The following is a 17386-nucleotide window of genomic DNA, read 5'->3' on the forward strand; positions in this document are numbered from 1 at the left end:
ACTTACTGCCGGTGCTCACCGCCGGCCCTTACTGCTGGGTTTTACGTCGGGTCGAGACCGTGGCTCCGCAGCCACGGGAGCGGGTCTATCGCCGAGCCGCCGCTGGGCCGTACCTCGAAGTGCAGGTGAGGACCGGTGGAGTTGCCCGAGTTCCCGGAGTACGCGATCGGGTCGCCGGCCTTCACCGTCGTGCCGGAGGCGACGCGGTAGCTGGAGAGGTGGCAGTACCACGTCTCCGTGCCGTCCTTCGCCGTCACGATCATCATGTTGCCGTACGCGCTGTTCCACTGCGTACGGACGGTGCCGTCGGTCGCGGACATCACGGTCGTGCCGTACGAGACCGGGAAGTCGATGCCGGTGTGCACAGACATCCAGTTGATACCGGCCTGGCCGAAGTAGGCGCTCAGCCCCTTCTGCTCGACCGGAAGGGCGTACTTCGGGCGCAGCCGCTCCTTGCGGGCCGCCTCCGCCGCCGCCTTCTTCTTCTCGGCCTCCTGCTGGGCCTTGAGGTCGATGCGCTCCTGCGTGCGGCTGGCCCGGTCGGCGAAGTCGTCGGCGCCGGCGGAGAGGCTCTCGAGCTGGGTGTCCAGCTTGTTGTTGGCGGCAGACGGTTTCACCGCCTGCGCGTCCGAGGCGGACGCCGTCGTGTCATTGCCGTCGTCGGTCAGGGTGCCGACGGAGGCGGCCGCGATCCCGGCGACACCCATCACGCACGCCGAGGGCACGGCCACGGTGAGCAGCGCGGAGCGCTTCGGGGGCGTACGGCGACGGGAACGGGACGCGCCGCGGGACGCCGCGCGCGGCGCCGGGAGCGGAACGGCCTCCTCCTGGTCGTCAAGGAGAGGCGCTACGGAGGGGAGTTCGCCGGTGTCGGTCGACTCGCCCTCTGCCGGGGCCGGTTCGTCGTCCGAGGCGGGGGACTCGTCGCCGTCGGTGTTCCACTGCGTGGCGTCGTACGCGCCGGTGTCGAAGACCTGCGTGCCCCATTCCCACTGCTGGGTCCGGTCGGCCGGAGTGCTGGACTGGTCCGGCTGCAGCCAGGTGTTCGCGTCCCTCCCCCAGAGGGGGGACCCCCAGCCGGAGACATCGGAGGCCGTGGCCTGCTGCGGGACGGCGGACAGCTGCTGGTAGTCGGCGGACCAGGTCGTCGTGTCGTACGCGCCCGTGTCGTAGGCGGCGTGGTGCTGGGCCGCGTACGGGTCGTAGTTCAGGGTCTGGTGCGCGCCGGTCGACCACTGGCCCGCGTCGTACGAGCCGCTGCTGTGACCGGAGTTGTGGCCGGTGTCGTACGAGCCGACGCCGTGAGCGTCCCCCGGGAGGTCGCCGAAGAGGGGGTCGGTCGCGAAGGCCGTGGCGGCTTGGGCACCGGTGTCGAAGCTGCCCGTTGCGAAGCCGTTCGCGTCATAGCCGCCGCCGTACGTGGTGAAGTCACCGTACTGGGCTTCCTGGGTGCCGTACGACGCGTAGTGCGCCGAGGCGGCGTCGGAAGCCGGAGCCGGGGTGGTCATGGTCCCCGACGGGTGACGGTCGTTCACCAACTTCTCTTTCGCCTCGACAACAGGGGCTGCCAGAGCAGTGCGGTGACTGTACCCGTCGGTATGCGGGCGCGACAATCTTCTGCAGGTTTCGTGCGCGCAGGAAACGGGCATTCGGCCGTGTTTCGGGGGACTGCGGGCACGAGTTTGGCTTTGCGTTCGAAGATTGTTCGAGTTCGAGGTGCCCTCAGGCCCCGGTAAGCCGGCCGCGGTGGGCCACTGTCAGGGCGAAGCGCGCTATATGTCTGCTATTTCCGTCGTGTTCTTATGCCACGGTCAGGTCATCTGCATGCGCGGCGGTGTCGGCGGCGGCGTCCGATGCCGGCTGCTGTGCGGTCTCGAGGGCCTGCCGTATCCCGGTCGCGACGGCCGGGTGTACGGGCAGGGCGAGGTGTCCGATCCCGCTCACCCGCACGTTCTGCGCCAGCAGGTCCGGGTGGTCGATGCAGGCGGTCTCCAGCGGGTCCATCACGTGGTCGAGGTCGCTCCAGAAGCTGACGAACTGCGTACGGCAGCCGGGGGCGGGTAGCGCCAGCTCCTCGATGACCTGGGAGCCGGGGCGCATCTGGCGCACGATGGGGTGCGCGTTCGCCAGTGGCACGGCCCGGGTGCCGGAGTGCGGGGTGCCGAGCGTGACCAGCGTGCGGACGCGCAGGTCACCGCCGAGCCGCTGGGCGTAGTACCGCGCGATCAGGCCGCCGAGGCTGTGCCCGACGATGTCGACCTGCCCGCTGCCCGTGCGCTCGCAGATCTCCTCTACGTGTCGGCCGAGCAGTTCTGCGGCGGTGCGGATGTCGCAGGTGAGCGGCGAGTAGTTGAGTGACATCACCCGGTGGCGGCCGTGCTGGGCGAGGCTGCGGCGCAACAGGACGAACACGGAGCGGTTGTCGATGAAGCCGTGGAGCAGGAGGACGGGGGGGTGGTCGGGCCGGGCCGGGAGCTGGGGGGTGTCCGGGGCGGCCGACGTGCGCCGCTCCTGGGCGATGCCGGAGGGATAAAGGAGGAGGTGTCCCGCGAGGATCGCGACCTCCAGGGCGGTGGCCTTCAGGAGGGCGACGGAGAATCCCGCCAGTCTGGTCGGCAGCAGCCACTGACAGAGGGGCAGTAAGGGCGGCAGTGCCCGGGTGACCTTCATGGCCGACCTCCTGTCGGCACACGGAGGACGGCTCTGTCCCCCGTGTGCTCTCGTGGAAGTCGCGGCGGAGGCTGTCGGTGCGGGTGCGCCGGGTGCGCTGTCGTTTCCTGCTGCCCTGCGTGTCCGGCGTTCCTGCGTCGACTCGCCGCACCGCCACGGCGCGCGGTTTTGCGGCGCGGTGGTACCGGCGACCTCGTTGCGGCTCCCGTGCGCGGGTTCCCTCCTCGCCCCTCGGCCGCAGGGCATGCGGCGCGTGGGCCGCGGAGACTCGGAACGATGCGCGGCGAACGTGTCCCATCGTGTGATTTCCCCCTCGGTGTCCTCCGCGAAACCGCCGGTTACGGGATGTTGGCGATAACGTTCGTTCACTTCCCCGGCGGTCTGGCGTGTGCGGTACTTGTCGGTAGGGATGGATGCAGTCGCTTCATGGAGGCAGTGATGGGTGTGGCAGCCGGTCCGATCCGCGTCGTAGTGGCCAAGCCGGGGCTCGACGGCCATGATCGTGGGGCCAAGGTGATCGCGCGGGCGCTGCGCGATGCCGGCATGGAGGTCATCTACACCGGGCTCCATCAGACTCCCGAGCAGATCGTCGACACCGCGATCCAGGAGGATGCCGACGCGATCGGGCTGTCCATCCTCTCCGGGGCACACAACACGCTCTTCGGGGCGGTGATCGACCTGCTCAAGGAGCGTGACGCGGAGGACATCCTGGTCTTCGGCGGCGGGATCATCCCTGAGGCGGACATCCCGCCGCTCAAGGAGAAGGGCGTCGCGGAGATCTTCACGCCCGGGGCGACGACGGCGTCGATCGTGGACTGGGTGCGGGCGAACGTACGGCAACCCGCCGGAGCGTAGCGGTTCAGCTACGAACGGTGAGTGTCGAGGCGGTGAGCGCCGTGGTGGCGGGGACGGCCGCGCCCAGCTCCTCCGCCATCACCGCGCGCAGGCGCAATGTGGTGACCAGGCGCTGGAAGGCCTCCGCCCAGTACCCCCCGGCCCCCGGTGACGCGTCCTCCGGTTCGTCGGGTATCGCCAGCAGGCCGTCGAGCCGGCTCGCCTCGGCCGGGGCGAGGCAGCGTTCCGCCAGCCCCATCACTCCGCTGAAGCTCCATGGGTAGCTCCCGGCGTCCCGTGCGATGTTGAGCGCGTCGACCACCGCCCGCCCGAGCGGCTCTGCCCACGGCACCGCGCACACCCCGAGCAGCTGGAACGCCTCGGACAGGCCGTGCGCGGCGATGAACCCGGCGACCCACCCGGCCCGCTCCCCAGCGGACAGCGTCCCGAGCAGCTTCGCCCGCTCGGCGAGGGACACCGCCCCCGGCCCGCCCGCCTCAGGCGCGGAGGGCACCCCGAGCAGCGCCCACGCCCACTCGGCGTCCCGCTGGCGCACCGCCGCCCGGCACCACGCCGCGTGCAGTTCGCCCTGCCAGTCGTCCGCCACGGGCAGCGTCACGATCTCCCGCGGGGTCCGTCCGGCGAGCCGCCCGGACCAGGTGGCGAGCGGTGCCGCCTCCACCAGCTGGCCGAACCACCACGATCGCTCACCCCGGCCCGCCGGAGCCTTGGCCACGACCCCGTCGCGCTCCATGTTCGCGTCGCACTCGTGCGGCGCCTCGACGGTGAGCATCGGCTCGGCCCGCATGTGGTCGACGGCCACGCACGCCCCGGCCCGCACCGCCATCCGCGCGGCGAGCGCCGAGCCCGGCAGCGCCGACAGCAACTCCGCCGCCGTCGCCCGCACATTGCGGCTCCGGTCGGCCAGCGCCTGCTCCAGGAAGTCCTCGTCCCGCGGACCGAGGCCCGTACGCAGGGAGTCGAGGAACATCAGCCGGTCCTCCGCGCGTTCCGTCGCCCAGGTTGCCGCGAGCAGCTCGCGCGCGGCCTCGGGCTCGCGCGCCCGTATCTCCGACAGCAGGGCGACCCGCTCGGCGAACAGGCCCTCCTGCCACAGCTGCCCGACCCTGTCCGCCTCCTCCGGGGCCGGCAGCGCCGCACCCCCGCCCGGGGTCGCGCGCAGGGCGAACCGCCAGTCCGGGTTCAGCTGGGCCAGCCACACCGCGCGCGGGCCCGCGAACGTCAGCGCCGCCGGTCGCAGGTCCGTACGACCGCGGGCCGCGTCCAGCAGCGCGGGCAGCGCTTGAGGGGGTGCGGCGAAACCGCGGGAGTTCGCCACCGCGAGCCACTGGGGCAGCAGCTCCATCAGATCCGGCGCCGTGCCTCTGCGACCTCCGCCGCCCACACCGGAACGGTCGGCCAGCAGCATCGTCAGCCTGTGCGCCGCCGCCGCGGGCAGCGCCGGGCGCGGGTCGGCGGGGGCCGGTTCCGGGCGCCGGGCCGCGCGGGCCGGCCGCAGCCCGGCCCGCCGCCGTACGGTCTCCGTGGCCGCCGCGTCCAGCAGCGCCACCGGTGCTTCCCGGCCCCGGCCGGGCCCGGAGGCGGGAGGTGTACGCCGGTCCGTCCCGAGCAGCGCCGCGGTGACCAGGTCCTCCCAGGCGCCCGGCGCGGGCGCGTCCACGGGAGCGGACGTCCTGTTCATAGGGTTCCTTTCCACAGATGGGTGGCGTGCGGTGGCCGACGGTTCAGCACAGCGGCACCGCCTCGCCCGCGCCCTCCGGCCAGGCCGTCAGCGGGGTGAAGCCCCGGTGGCCGCACTCGCCGAAGACCTTGACGGGGCCACCGCCCGAGAGGGCGACCAGGCGCCACAGGCCCGGGCGTGCGCGGGCGGTGGGGGCGAGCGGCAGGGCCGTGTCCTTGTCGGCGTCAGCCAGCTGCCAGGCGTCGCCGTCCTGGACCGGGATCACCCGGTCCAGCGTCACCGGGACCGAGTCCAGCCACGGGTCGTCCCGAAGAGCCTCGCCGTAGCGGGCCGTCGCCTCGGTCGTCGTCACTCCCGGCGGCCGTACCGCCGTCGGCGCGGGTGGTGCGAACTGTCCGCCCAGGGCCGCCCGTGGCTGTCCGGCGCCCGGGTACGCGGACACCTCGGCCTCCAGGGCCAGCCCCACCGGCAGCGCGAGCTCCGGGGCCCGGCCTGCGGCGCCGTAGGAGAGGACAAGCGCCGTACACCCCGAGTCGGCGCCGTGCAGCCAGATGCGGCGGGTCGTCAGTTTCGCGTCCGCCGTGTCGTATTGGGCGAGGACCAGCCAGCGGTCGCGCAGTGGCGGGCCGTCCGCCGCGCCGGGCAGGCCGATGCGGGAACGGACCGTCGCCGCCAGGCCGTCCGGCAGCCGCTCCCGGTGCAGCCAGCCCTGGTCGAGGAGGTGGAGCAGCGCGCACTCCTCCAGCAGACGCACCGGCCAGCCGGGCCCCGACGACGGGATCGCCCCCAACTCGCGCACGCGGGCCGCCAGTCCGGGCGCCTGCGCGTCGACCATGCGGGCCGCCGTCTCCTCCCACAGTCCGTACCCCGCCTGCTCCGCCGTGGCCAGGCCACCGCGCAGCAGGTCCGTCAGACGCTGCTCCAGCTCCGACGCCCCCGCTGTGATCCGCTCGGCCCGGCGCTCCGCCCTGCGCCGCGCCGCCTCGGGATCACCACTCCCCGGCGAGGAACCCCCGGCGCCCGCCGTCCGTTTCTCCCCCGCACGCTTCCTCCTCCCCTCCAGCCACTCCCCGGCCCAGGCCGGCGGCTGCCCCGGCGGCACCGCACCGTCCCCGCCCGCCCAGAGCAACAGCAGCCCGAGCGCGTGCTTGCACGGGAACTTGCGGCTCGGACAACTGCACTTGTACTCGGGGCCGGACGTGTCCGCGACGTCGACGACCGTCTGATACGGCTTGCTGCCGCTGCCCTTGCACAGTCCCCACACCGCCCCCTCGTCAGAACTGCCCGCCTCGGACCACGGGCCGGCCGTGCCGAGTTTGCTCCCCGCCTTGCGTGAAGCAGCGTCAGGCGCCAGTGCCAGCACCTGGTCCGCCGTCCAGCGCACCCCCTGCTGAGTCATGCCATCGAAGGTAGATCCCACCACTGACAATCGGCCCCGCGAGCGGGACGGCGCCGCGTTTGCGCAGGTCGGAACGCATTGTCAGTGCCGTGGTGCACGGTGGGCACCAGATCCGAACCGGCCGAGCTGGAGGGGGCCTCAGCCATGACTGTGTCCGTGGGAACTGTGTCCGTGGAACCGACGGTGGTCGATCCGCCCGCGCAAGAGACGGGCGAGGCGTTGCGGCCGCACGCCGAGGACGCCTTCGCCGCCGAACTCGCCGCACTGGCCGCGCAGGACGACCGCCCGCGCCCGGCCCGCTGGAAGCTGTCGCCGTGGGCGGTGGCGACCTACCTGCTCGGCGGCACCCTGCCCGACGGCACGGTGATCACGCCGAAGTACGTGGGCCCGCGCCGCCTCGTCGAGGTTGCCGTCACCACGCTCGCCACCGACCGCGCGCTGCTCCTGCTCGGCGTGCCCGGCACCGCGAAGACCTGGGTCTCCGAGCATCTGGCCGCGGCGGTCAGCGGCGACTCCACCCTGCTGGTGCAGGGGACGGCCGGCACACCGGAAGAGGCGATCCGCTACGGCTGGAACTACGCGCAACTGCTCGCCCACGGCCCGAGCCGCGACGCCCTCGTGCCCAGCCCCGTCATGCGGGCCATGGCGGAGGGGATGACCGTGCGCGTCGAGGAACTGACCCGTATCCCGGCCGATGTGCAGGACACGCTCATCACGATCCTGTCGGAGAAGACCTTGCCGATACCGGAGCTGGGCCAGGAGGTGCAGGCGGTCCGCGGGTTCAACCTGATCGCCACGGCCAACGACCGCGACCGTGGGGTCAACGACCTGTCCAGCGCGCTGCGCCGCCGCTTCAACACGGTCGTGCTGCCGCTGCCGGAGAGCGTCGAGGCCGAGGTCGACATCGTCGCGCGCCGCGTCGACCAGATCGGCCGCTCCCTCGACCTGTCGGCCGCGCCTGACGGCATCGACGAGATCCGCCGCGTCGTGACCGTCTTCCGCGAACTTCGTGACGGGGTCACCGCCGACGGCCGTACGAAGGTGAAGTCGCCCAGCGGCACGCTGTCCACGGCCGAGGCGATCTCCGTCGTCACCAACGGCCTGGCGTTGGCCGCCCACTTCGGCGACGGCGTGCTCCGGGCGGGCGATGTCGCCGCGGGCATCCTCGGCGCAGTGGTCCGCGACCCGGCGTCCGACCGGGTCGTCTGGCAGGAGTACCTGGAGGCGGTCGTACGGGAGCGGGACGGCTGGAAGGACTTCTACCGGGCCTGCCGGGAGGTGAGCGCATGAGCGACACCGGGTGGGGGTTCCTGGATTGCTCCCGAGGGCGACGGCGAGGACAAGGGGGAGTGGGATGACGACCGGTGCCGGCCCGGGGCCGCTGCTGCTGGGCGTACGGCATCACGGGCCGGGGTCGGCGCGGGCGGTGCGGGCCGCGCTGGAGGCGGCGCGGCCGGGGGTGGTGCTGATCGAGGGGCCGCCCGAGGCCGACGCGCTGATCCCGCTGGCCGCCGACGAGGACATGCGGCCGCCGGTCGCCCTCCTCGCCCATGCCGTGGACGAGCCCGGCCGCTCGGCGTTCTGGCCGCTGGCCGAGTTCTCCCCGGAATGGGTGGCGATCCGCTGGGCCGTGGAACACGGCGTCCCGGCCCGCTTCATCGATCTGCCGGCCACCCACACCCTGGCGTGGGGGAGGGCAGCGAGCGACGAGGGAGAAGGAGAAGGGGAGGCCGAGGCACACGCTCCCGGCGCCGACGTCCGGATCGACCCCCTCGGCGTGCTCGCCGAAGTCGCCGGTTACGACGATCCCGAGCGCTGGTGGGAGGACGTCGTCGAGCATCGGGGCGCGGGTGACGGGGACGTAGGCGCCCAGTCGGGCGCGGGTGACGAGGACGTGTTCGCTCCGTTCGTGGCGCTCGAGGAGGCCATGGGGGCGCTGCGAGAGGCCTACGGCAGCGGGGGCCACGACCGGGATCTCGTGCGAGAGGCGTACATGCGGCTCCAGGTGCGGGGGGCGCAGCGGGAGTTCGAGGGCGGCGTCGCCGTGGTGTGCGGGGCCTGGCACGTGCCCGCACTGCGGCAGAGGACCACCGCGGCCGCCGACCGGGCGCTGCTGAAGGGGCTGCCCAAGGTCAGGACGGACATGACCTGGGTGCCGTGGACGCACCGCAGACTGTCGCGGGACAGCGGCTACGGCGCAGGCATCGACTCGCCAGGCTGGTACGGGCACTTGTTCGGCGCGCCGGACCGGCCGGTAGAGCGGTGGATGACCAAGGTCGCCGGACTGCTGCGCGCGGAGGACCGGCTCGTCTCCTCGGCCCACGTCATCGAGGCGGTGCGGCTGGCCGGGACGCTCGCCGCGATGCGCGGCCGCCCGCTGCCCGGGCTGAGCGAGACGACCGACGCCGTGCGGGCGGTGATGTGCGAGGGCTCGGACGTGCCGCTGGCGCTGGTGCACGACCGGCTGGTCGTGGGGGACGTACTGGGGGAGGTGCCGCGGGCGGCGCCGGCGGTGCCGTTGCAGCGCGACCTTGACCGGTCGCAGCGCCGACTGCGGCTCAAACCAGAGGCCCTGGAGCGGGAGTTGGAGCTCGACCTGCGCAAGGAGACCGACGCCGGGCGCAGCAGGCTGCTGCACCGGCTGCGGCTGCTGCGCGTCGACTGGGGCGAGCCGGCCGCCTCGCGGGGCAGCACGGGCACGTTCCGGGAGACGTGGCGGCTGCGCTGGGAGCCGGAGCTGTCCGTGCGGGTCGCCGAGGCCGGCGTGTGGGGGACCACCGTGCTCGCCGCCGCGACCGGGAAGGCGGAGGCGGACGCCGTTGCCGCGCAGAGCCTCGCCGACGTCACCGCACTCGCCGAGCACTGCCTGCTGGCCGACCTGCCCGACGCGCTCCCCACGGTCATGCGGATCCTCGCCGACCGCGCGGCCCTCGACACGGACGTCGGTCACCTCGCCCAGGCCCTGCCGGCCCTGGTCCGCTCCCTGCGCTACGGCGACGTGCGCGGCACGGACACCGGGGCGCTCGCCGAGGTCGCCGCGGGCCTCGCCCGGCGGGTCTTCGTCGGTCTGCCGCCGGCCTGCGCCGGACTCGACGCCGACGCCGCCGACGAGATGCGGCGCCACGTGGACGCGGTGCACGGGGCGGTGGCCCTGCTGGGCGACGTTCCCGCACCAGTCCACGGCGACCTGCGCGGGCGCTGGCACCGGGTGCTCAGGGTGCTGTCCGCGCGGGACACCGTGCCCGGCGTGGTCCGGGGGCGGGCCGTGCGGCTTCTGCTGGACGGCGGGGAGTTGGCGCAGGACGAGGCGGCGCGGCTCATGGGGCTCGCTCTGTCCCCGGGGACGCCGCCGGGGGACGCGGCGGCCTGGATCGAGGGCTTCGTCGGCGGCGGGGGCGGGATGCTCCTCGTGCATGACGAGCGGCTGCTCGGCCTGGTCGACGGCTGGCTCACCGGGGTGCCGGCGGGGGCGTTCACGGACGTGCTGCCGCTGCTGCGGCGCACCTTCTCGGCGTACGAACCGGGGGTGCGCAGAACGCTCGGCGAGCTGGTGCGGCGCGGGCCCGGAGAGCGGGGGAGCGCGGCGGGCGGTCCGAGCTCCGGCATACCCGGCTTCGACCCGGAACCGGACACCGTGCGCGCGGACGCCGTACTGCCGGTGGTGCGGCTGCTGCTCGGCCTGGACGCCGAAGAGGGGAAGACCGGCGAGGGACAGGCCGACGACAACGACCTTGTGGGGGTGGGCACATGACGACCGGGCCGACGGGCGCGCCGGATCCGACGCAGGAGCGGATGCGGCGCTGGCGGCTGGTGCTCGGCGGTGACTCTGCCGACGGCACCGGGTGCGCGCTGTCCGGGCAGGACTCCGCGATGGACGGGGCGCTCACCGCGCTCTACGGCAAGGGGGACAAGCCGCAGTCGGGGCGGGACCGTTCGGCGGGGCTGGGAGCGTCGGCGCCGTCCGTGGCGCGCTGGCTCGGGGACATCCGGACGTACTTCCCCTCCTCCGTCGTGCAGGTCATGCAGCGCGACGCCATCGACCGGCTCGGGCTGTCCACGCTTCTGCTGGAGCCGGAGATGCTGGAGGCGGTGGAGGCCGACGTGCACCTCGTCGGCACGCTGCTCTCGCTCAACAAGGCGATGCCCGAGACGACGAAGGAGACCGCACGGGCCGTCGTGCGCAAGGTCGTCGAGGACCTCGAGAAGCGGCTCGCCACCCGCACCCGCGCCACCCTTACCGGCGCCCTCGACCGCAGCGCCCGCGTCAGCCGGCCGCGCCACCACGACATCGACTGGAACCGCACGATCGCGGCCAACCTCAAGCACTACCTGCCGGAGTACCGAACGGTCGTGCCGGAACGGCTCATCGGGTACGGGCGCGCCTCGCAGTCCGTGAAGAAGGAGGTCGTCCTCTGCATCGACCAGTCCGGGTCGATGGCGGCATCGGTCGTCTACGCGTCCGTGTTCGGGGCGGTGCTGGCCTCCATGCGGTCGATCAGCACGCGGCTCGTCGTCTTCGACACGGCGGTCGTCGACCTCACCGACCAGCTCGACGATCCCGTCGACGTCCTCTTCGGGACACAGCTCGGCGGCGGCACGGACATCAACCGGGCACTCGCCTACTGCCAGTCACAGATCACCCGGCCCGCGGAGACGGTGGTCGTGCTGATCAGCGACCTCTACGAAGGGGGGATACGGAACGAGATGCTCAAACGGGTCGCGGCGATGAAGGCGTCGGGGGTGCAGTTCGTGACCCTGCTCGCGCTGTCGGACGAGGGGGCGCCGGCCTACGACCGGGAGCACGCGGCCGCGCTCGCCGCACTGGGAGCACCGGCGTTCGCCTGCACGCCCGACCTGTTCCCGGAGGTGATGGCGGCGGCGATCGAGAAGCGTCCGATACCGGTGCCGGACAGTCAGTGACAGCCGATGGGGTGAGGGAAAAGGGGGGCACGAAAGCGGACATGACTACCCATCGGTAACAGGGGGCTTGCGCAACCGCGGGAGTCGCGTGCGAGGATCGATGCCACCCGTCATCTGTCACTTGCTCCGCCGCACGTGAGGATCCGCCCCCTCTTGACCTGGCCCGCAGTCCTGTCCGGTGCCGCTCTGCGCGTGTTGCGCACGGCGGCCGGGCGGCGTGCGCTGCAAGTCGCGGTGCTGGTGGGCGGATTGTTCGCGCTCGGGTTCCTCTGCGGGGAGCAGGCACATGCGGCGGAGGGCACGACGCCGATGACCTCGGTCTCTTCCTCTTCGGCTACGGCTTCGGCTTCGACGACGAGCTCGGCCTCTGCCGTGCCGTCGGCCGCGGTGGACGGGGTCCGGTCGTTGACGAAGGGCACGAAGGGCACGAAGGGCACGAAGGGCACGAAGGGCACGAAGGGCACGAAGGGCACGAAGGGCACGAAGGGCACGGTGGGTCGGCTCACGCCGGACAAGCCCGTCGTACGTCCAGCGGGTCACCGTGTCGCCGCTTCCGTCCGGGAGGCGCTCGCGCACCCGGTGACCGAGGCCGTGACGCAGCCGGTCGGGACGCTGGTGACCGCGGGGCTGGCGGAGACGCGGACGCAAGTGCCGCCGCTGCCATCCCTGTCTGCCTTGCCTGCGTTGCCCGCGGCGCCCTCGCTGCCGGGCCTGCCCCCGCTGCCGGGGAAGACGCTGCCCGCGCCGGTCACCACGGCACCGCAGCCGGCGGGCTCCGCGGACATCGTGTCGTCCGGCGGGCGTACGGAACATCCGGCGCCGACGGACTCGTACGGGCCGTGTCCCGCCGCTGACGGCATCGGCACCGACACGGGCACCGCGGCCGACATCACCCGCCACCGCCCCGTCCACGCCGCGCCGGCGTACCCGGCGCCCACCGGCGACCCCAACGGTGCGCTGGTCAACCAGTCGGCGCTCGACAACGGCACGTCGCGGCATGGCGACGCGCATGCCGTGCCCCCGAGCCTCCAGGCGCCGCTGCGGCTCGTGCCCGGCACCGCGGCGCGTGCCGACGCTGCCGGGACCAGGGACAGGTACCGGGACATCCCCGTATTCCCCGCCTAGGGCAGGCCTTCCCCCGCTGCTGACCTGCCGCGCGGGGGCGGAACAGGCCTGCCCTCCCGTCCGGACACCCCTCCGTTCTCCGGACCCCATGTCCCGATGTCCCGACGTCTCGACGTCTCGACGCCTCGGAATCCCGTAAGGATCTGACGCACGCATGAACAAGAACATCCGCCGCTCCATCGTGATAGCAGCCGGCGTCTCCGGCGCGTGGGCGCTCGGCTCCGCCGTCGCCAGCGCCGACGAGCTGCCCTCCTCGACCGTGTCCGTACCGGACGCGACCACCGACGCCGGTGGCACCCTCGGCGCGGTCGCCGACACCGTCGACGCCGTCACCGGAACGGCCACCGACACCGCGGCCGAGGTCACCTCCTCGGTCACCGAGACCCTCGGCGCCGCGACCCAGGCCGGCACCAATGCCGGCGCCGACGCCGGTACCCACGCCAAGGCGACGACTCACGCCGCCGACACCGCGGAGCAGGCCCGTCGCTACGTCGACGCCAAGGTCACCGCCCCCACCGCGTCCAGGATCAGGGGCGCGCAGGCCATCCAGGGCGCACGGGCCGCGAAGGCCACTGCCACTGCCACGGCGACAGCCACAGCCACGGCCACCGTCGCGGCCGGCAAGGCCGCCGGCGCAGTCTCCGACGCGGCCCCGGCCGTGACCCAGACCCCGACCCAGACCCCGATCACCCCCCAGGACGGGATCGACTACCTCTTCGGCCCGCTCTCCGTCTTCGCACCGGAGTTGGAGCAGGCCCTGGCCGCCGCCCAGACGAAGCTCCAGGGTGCCCAGTCGGCGGCCCGTGGTCAGGGGCAGGGCGTCGACGGCGTCATACGGACGAAGGCGCGGCACACGGTCGCGGGCGCCGGCCGTATCGGGGCGGAAGCGACCGCCACCGCACAGGGCACGGTCGCCGGTGTCGACTTCCACACCGCCGGAGCGGTCACCGGCACGGCGGACGGCGTGCAGTCCGCCGCCGAGGCCACCGTCAGCTCCGTGCCGAACCACGTCACCGGCACGGTCGGCGGGGTCGAGCAGCGGGTCGTCGGTACCGTCGCCGCCGTCCCCGGCACGGTCACTCCGGTGGTCGAGCAGACGGCCGGTGTGGTCGTCCCGCCGGTGGCCGCCGCCGCGGTCGACGGCGTGCTGCCGGTCGCCGGCCAGGCCGTGGCGGGCGTGACGCCGGTCGCAGGGCACGCCGTGTCGGGCGTGGTGCCCGTGGCGACGGGGGCGGTGAGCGGGCTGACTCCGACCGTCAGCGACGCGGTGACCGGGGTCGCGCCCGTCGCCACGCACGCGGTGACGGGGGTCGAGTCGACCGCCGGTCACGCCGTCGATGCGGCGACCGGTCTGGCGTACGGGGTCGTCGCTGACGTCCAGCCGGTCGCGGGCGGTGTCGCCCAGGGCGTGTCGCCGGTGGCCTGGGGCGCGGTCTCCGACGTGCGAGGGGCCGCGGGCGGTGCGGTCACCGGTGTGCAGCCCGTCGCCGCCGGGGTGGTCGCCGACGTTCAGCCGGTGGTCGGCGGCGTCGTCACGGACGTACCGCCGTACGCCACCGGCCTCGTCGGGCAGGTGACCGCCGACACGACCGGCGCCGTTCTGCCGCCCGTCGCGAACACCGCCGTGCACGGGGTCGTGCCCGTCGCCGGGCAGGCCGCCGCGGACGCGACCGGTCTGGCGTACGGCGTCGTGGGTGACGTGGAGCCCTTCGCGGGCGGCGTCGTCGGTGCCGTACCGCCGCTCGCGCACGGCGTGGCCGGGCAGGCCGGGGCCTTCGCCGGGGGTGTCGTGGGTGAGGTTCCGGCGTTCGTGCAGGGGGTCACGGGGGCCGTGCAGCCCGTCGTCGACACCGTCACCGAGACCGTGCGGCCGGTCGTCCAGGGCGTCGGCGGCAGTGCCACGACGCTGGCGTACGGCGTCGCAGGCGATGTCGCTCCCTTCGGGGGCGGGGTCCTCGGCGAGGCCGCGCCGTTCGTCGACGGGGTCACGGGCCGAGTCGCGCCGTTCGCGCAGGACCTGACCGGGACCGTCGAGGCGACCGGCGGCCCGCTGGCCGGCCACGCCCTTACCGGCGTCGAGGGCGTCGTCGAGTCGATCACGCCGAGCTACACGCAGGACGCGCAGTACGTGCAGTACGTGCAGGACGTGCAGGAGGCGCAGTACATGCAGGACGTGCGGAACATGCAAAGCATGCAGAACGTGCACTACGGAAGCACGTACAGCATCTGACCCCGCGGGGCCGAAGGACCCGGATGGCCGAAAGCCGTCGGTTGGTCCGGCCCAGTCTCCGCGGATGGGACGGGTGGTCCTCATTGGGGTGAGGATCACCCGGCCTGGGCCCCTTGTGGGCTGTTTCAAGGGGCCTCACCGGGTCAACCCCAGCCCGGTGAGGCCCCACCTTCGCGGCACGCCGTGCCAAAGAGGGCCGTAAAAACGGCATCATGTGACAGGTATCACCGCTCATGTGTGACCCTCGATTTAGAGACCCCCTGCAACCGGCGATAACCTGCGAGACGGACATGCCGCGCGCTCGGACACCGTGTGCGCATCCCCTGTGACACATGCGGTCGTCACGTTGCCCTTCGCGGCACGCCCACGCATCCAACGAACCGCGAGATCACTGATAGGGACGGAAGCGCGTGGACCTGTTCGAGTACCAGGCGAGGGACCTCTTCGCCAAGCACGATGTACCGGTGCTGGCCGGTGAAGTCATCGACACGCCTGAGGCGGCCCGCGCAGCCACTGAGCGTCTCGGTGGCAAGTCCGTCGTCAAGGCGCAGGTGAAGGTCGGTGGCCGCGGCAAGGCCGGCGGCGTGAAGCTGGCCGCGACCCCGGACGAGGCCGTCGCCCGCGCGACGGACATCCTCGGCATGGACATCAAGGGCCACACGGTCCACAAGGTGATGATCGCCGAGACGGCCCCGGAGATCCTGGAGGAGTACTACGTCTCCTTCCTCCTCGACCGAGCCAACCGCACCTTCCTCTCCATCGCGTCCGTCGAGGGCGGCATGGAGATCGAGGAGGTGGCGGCCACCCGTCCGGAGGCTGTCGCCAAGACGCCGATCGACGCCAACGTGGGTGTGACCCCCGAGGTCGCGCGCCAGATCGTCGAGGCCGCGAACTTCCCGGCCGAGGTCGCCGACAAGGTCGAGAACGTCCTGGTCACCCTGTGGAAGACCTTCATCGAAGAGGACGCGCTCCTCGTCGAGGTCAACCCGCTGGCCAAGGTCGCCTCCGGCGACGTCATCGCCCTGGACGGCAAGGTCTCCCTGGACGAGAACGCCGATTTCCGTCAGCCGGAGCACGAGGCGCTCGTCGACCACGCGTCGGCGAACCCGCTCGAGGCTGCGGCCAAGGAGAAGAACCTCAACTACGTCAAGCTCGACGGTGAGGTCGGCATCATCGGCAACGGCGCGGGTCTCGTCATGAGCACCCTGGACGTCGTCGCGTACGCCGGTGAGAACCACGGTGGCGTCAAGCCCGCCAACTTCCTCGACATCGGCGGCGGCGCGTCCGCGGCCGTCATGGCGAACGGCCTGGAGATCATCCTCGGCGACCCGGACGTCAAGTCCGTGTTCGTCAACGTCTTCGGTGGCATCACCGCCTGTGACGAGGTCGCCAACGGCATCGTGCAGGCGCTGAAGCTCCTGGAGGACCGCGGCGAGGACGTCACCAAGCCGCTCGTCGTCCGTCTGGACGGCAACAACGCCGAGCTGGGTCGTCAGATCCTCTCCGACGCCAACCACCCGCTGGTCCAGCGCGTGGACACCATGGACGGCGCGGCCGACAAGGCCGCCGAGCTCGCGGCTGCGAAGTAAGGAAGAGGGACTCAGACAGCCATGGCTATCTTCCTCAACAAGGACAGCAAGGTCATCGTCCAGGGCATGACCGGCTCCACGGGCATGAAGCACACCAAGCTCATGCTCGCCGACGGCACGAACATCGTCGGTGGCGTGAACCCGCGCAAGGCGGGCACGACCGTCGACGTCGACGGTACGGAGATCCCGGTCTTCGGCACCGTCGCCGAGGCGATCGAGAAGACGGGCGCGAACGTGTCCGTCCTCTTCGTACCGCCGGCCTTCGCCAAGGCCGCCGTCGTCGAGGCGATCGACGCGGAGATCCCGCTCGCGGTCGTCATCACCGAGGGCATCGCCGTCCACGACTCGGCCGCGTTCTACGCGTACGCCGTGTCGCAGGGCAACAAGACCCGCATCATCGGCCCCAACTGCCCCGGTCTCATCACCCCGGGCCAGTCGAACGCCGGCATCATCCCGGGCGACATCACCAAGCCGGGCCGCATCGGCCTGGTGTCGAAGTCGGGCACGCTGACGTACCAGATGATGTACGAGCTCCGTGACATCGGCTTCTCGTCGGCCGTCGGCATCGGTGGCGACCCGGTCATCGGTACGACGCACATCGACGCGCTCGCCGCGTTCGAGGCCGACCCCGACACCGATCTGATCGTCATGATCGGTGAGATCGGTGGCGACGCCGAGGAGCGGGCCGCGGCCTTCATCAAGGAGAACGTGACCAAGCCGGTCGTCGGCTACGTCGCGGGCTTCACCGCGCCCGAGGGCAAGACCATGGGCCACGCCGGCGCCATCGTCTCCGGCTCCTCCGGCACGGCTGCCGCGAAGAAGGAGGCCCTCGAGGCCGCCGGCGTCAAGGTCGGCAAGACGCCGACCGAGACGGCGAAGCTCGCGCGCGAGATCCTCGCGGGCTGACGCTCGGGCAT

Annotated in this window: 12 protein-coding genes; 8 read left to right on the forward strand and 4 right to left on the reverse strand. The window is 72.6% G+C overall.

The window, feature by feature from the left end; genetic code table 11:
• Positions 1-41: 41 nt before the first annotated feature.
• Together ABT114_RS18085 and ABT114_RS18090 are read right to left on the reverse strand one after the other, a co-directional pair.
• Entirely contained in the window at positions 42-1535 is a 1494-nt protein-coding gene (locus tag ABT114_RS18085; protein WP_351143574.1) for a M23 family metallopeptidase, read from the reverse strand.
• A 265-nt stretch (positions 1536-1800) separates the two neighbouring features.
• Positions 1801-2670 (reverse strand): esterase/lipase family protein, encoded by an 870-nt coding sequence (locus ABT114_RS18090; RefSeq protein WP_351143576.1) that lies wholly within the window; start codon positions 2668-2670, stop codon positions 1801-1803.
• A gap of 438 nt (positions 2671-3108) precedes the next feature.
• Between ABT114_RS18090 and icmB the strand changes: the two genes are divergently transcribed.
• Positions 3109-3525: a coenzyme B12-dependent isobutyryl CoA mutase small subunit gene (gene icmB / locus ABT114_RS18095; RefSeq protein WP_351143578.1), complete on the forward strand. Its 417-nt coding sequence runs from the start codon at positions 3109-3111 to the stop codon at positions 3523-3525.
• 4 nt (positions 3526-3529) lie between these two features.
• On the opposite strand, the gene ABT114_RS18100 is transcribed toward icmB, so the two are convergent.
• Both ABT114_RS18100 and ABT114_RS18105 read right to left on the reverse strand, forming a co-directional pair.
• A complete protein-coding gene (locus tag ABT114_RS18100; RefSeq protein WP_351143580.1) occupies positions 3530-5206 on the reverse strand; it encodes a DUF5691 domain-containing protein in 1677 nt (558 codons plus the stop codon).
• Between the two features lie 43 nt (positions 5207-5249).
• Complete coding sequence (locus ABT114_RS18105) at positions 5250-6605, reverse strand: SWIM zinc finger family protein (protein WP_351143582.1); 1356 nt, start codon at positions 6603-6605, stop codon at positions 5250-5252.
• Between the two features lie 144 nt (positions 6606-6749).
• Between ABT114_RS18105 and ABT114_RS18110 the strand changes: the two genes are divergently transcribed.
• The 7 genes from ABT114_RS18110 to sucD all read left to right on the forward strand — a co-directional run bounded on the left by ABT114_RS18110 (position 6750) and on the right by sucD (position 17375).
• Positions 6750-7895 (forward strand): ATP-binding protein, encoded by a 1146-nt coding sequence (locus tag ABT114_RS18110; protein WP_351143584.1) that lies wholly within the window; start codon positions 6750-6752, stop codon positions 7893-7895.
• Between the two features lie 64 nt (positions 7896-7959).
• Positions 7960-10356, forward strand: a complete 2397-nt coding sequence (locus ABT114_RS18115; RefSeq protein WP_351143586.1) for a DUF5682 family protein — start codon at positions 7960-7962, stop codon at positions 10354-10356.
• The gene (locus tag ABT114_RS18120; RefSeq protein ID WP_351143588.1) at positions 10353-11525 is read left to right on the forward strand and encodes a vWA domain-containing protein; all 1173 of its coding nucleotides are present in this window, start codon (positions 10353-10355) and stop codon (positions 11523-11525) included. The genes ABT114_RS18115 and ABT114_RS18120 overlap by 4 nt, the downstream gene beginning before the upstream one ends.
• 153 nt (positions 11526-11678) lie before the next feature.
• The gene (locus tag ABT114_RS18125) at positions 11679-12650 is read left to right on the forward strand and encodes a hypothetical protein (RefSeq protein WP_351143590.1); all 972 of its coding nucleotides are present in this window, start codon (positions 11679-11681) and stop codon (positions 12648-12650) included.
• Positions 12651-12804: 154 nt separating this feature from the next.
• On the forward strand, positions 12805-14880 hold the full coding sequence (locus ABT114_RS18130; protein ID WP_351143592.1) for a hypothetical protein: 2076 nt from the start codon (positions 12805-12807) through the stop codon (positions 14878-14880).
• A gap of 410 nt (positions 14881-15290) precedes the next feature.
• Positions 15291-16469 carry an ADP-forming succinate--CoA ligase subunit beta gene (gene sucC / locus ABT114_RS18135; RefSeq protein ID WP_351143594.1) on the forward strand — a complete coding sequence of 393 codons (1179 nt, stop codon included), beginning with the start codon at positions 15291-15293 and terminating at the stop codon, positions 16467-16469.
• Positions 16470-16490: 21 nt separating this feature from the next.
• Positions 16491-17375 (forward strand): succinate--CoA ligase subunit alpha, encoded by an 885-nt coding sequence (sucD, locus tag ABT114_RS18140; RefSeq protein WP_030930211.1) that lies wholly within the window; start codon positions 16491-16493, stop codon positions 17373-17375.
• Positions 17376-17386 lie beyond the last annotated feature (11 nt).

This window comes from Streptomyces sp. NPDC002088 (assembly GCF_040296605.1).
GTDB lineage: Bacteria > Actinomycetota > Actinomycetes > Streptomycetales > Streptomycetaceae > Streptomyces.

What these genes read in the sequence shown, in the direction of transcription:
- ABT114_RS18090 (WP_351143576.1), bottom strand. Translation starts at nt 2,670, where the DNA reads ATGAAGGTCACCCGGGCACTGCCGCCCTTACTGCCCCTCTGTCAGTGG.
- icmB (WP_351143578.1), top strand. Translation starts at nt 3,109, where the DNA reads ATGGGTGTGGCAGCCGGTCCGATCCGCGTCGTAGTGGCCAAGCCGGGG.
- ABT114_RS18100 (WP_351143580.1), bottom strand. Translation starts at nt 5,206, where the DNA reads ATGAACAGGACGTCCGCTCCCGTGGACGCGCCCGCGCCGGGCGCCTGG.
- ABT114_RS18105 (WP_351143582.1), bottom strand. Translation starts at nt 6,605, where the DNA reads ATGACTCAGCAGGGGGTGCGCTGGACGGCGGACCAGGTGCTGGCACTG.
- ABT114_RS18110 (WP_351143584.1), top strand. Translation starts at nt 6,750, where the DNA reads ATGACTGTGTCCGTGGGAACTGTGTCCGTGGAACCGACGGTGGTCGAT.
- ABT114_RS18115 (WP_351143586.1), top strand. Translation starts at nt 7,960, where the DNA reads ATGACGACCGGTGCCGGCCCGGGGCCGCTGCTGCTGGGCGTACGGCAT.
- ABT114_RS18120 (WP_351143588.1), top strand. Translation starts at nt 10,353, where the DNA reads ATGACGACCGGGCCGACGGGCGCGCCGGATCCGACGCAGGAGCGGATG.
- ABT114_RS18130 (WP_351143592.1), top strand. Translation starts at nt 12,805, where the DNA reads ATGAACAAGAACATCCGCCGCTCCATCGTGATAGCAGCCGGCGTCTCC.
- sucD (WP_030930211.1), top strand. Translation starts at nt 16,491, where the DNA reads ATGGCTATCTTCCTCAACAAGGACAGCAAGGTCATCGTCCAGGGCATG.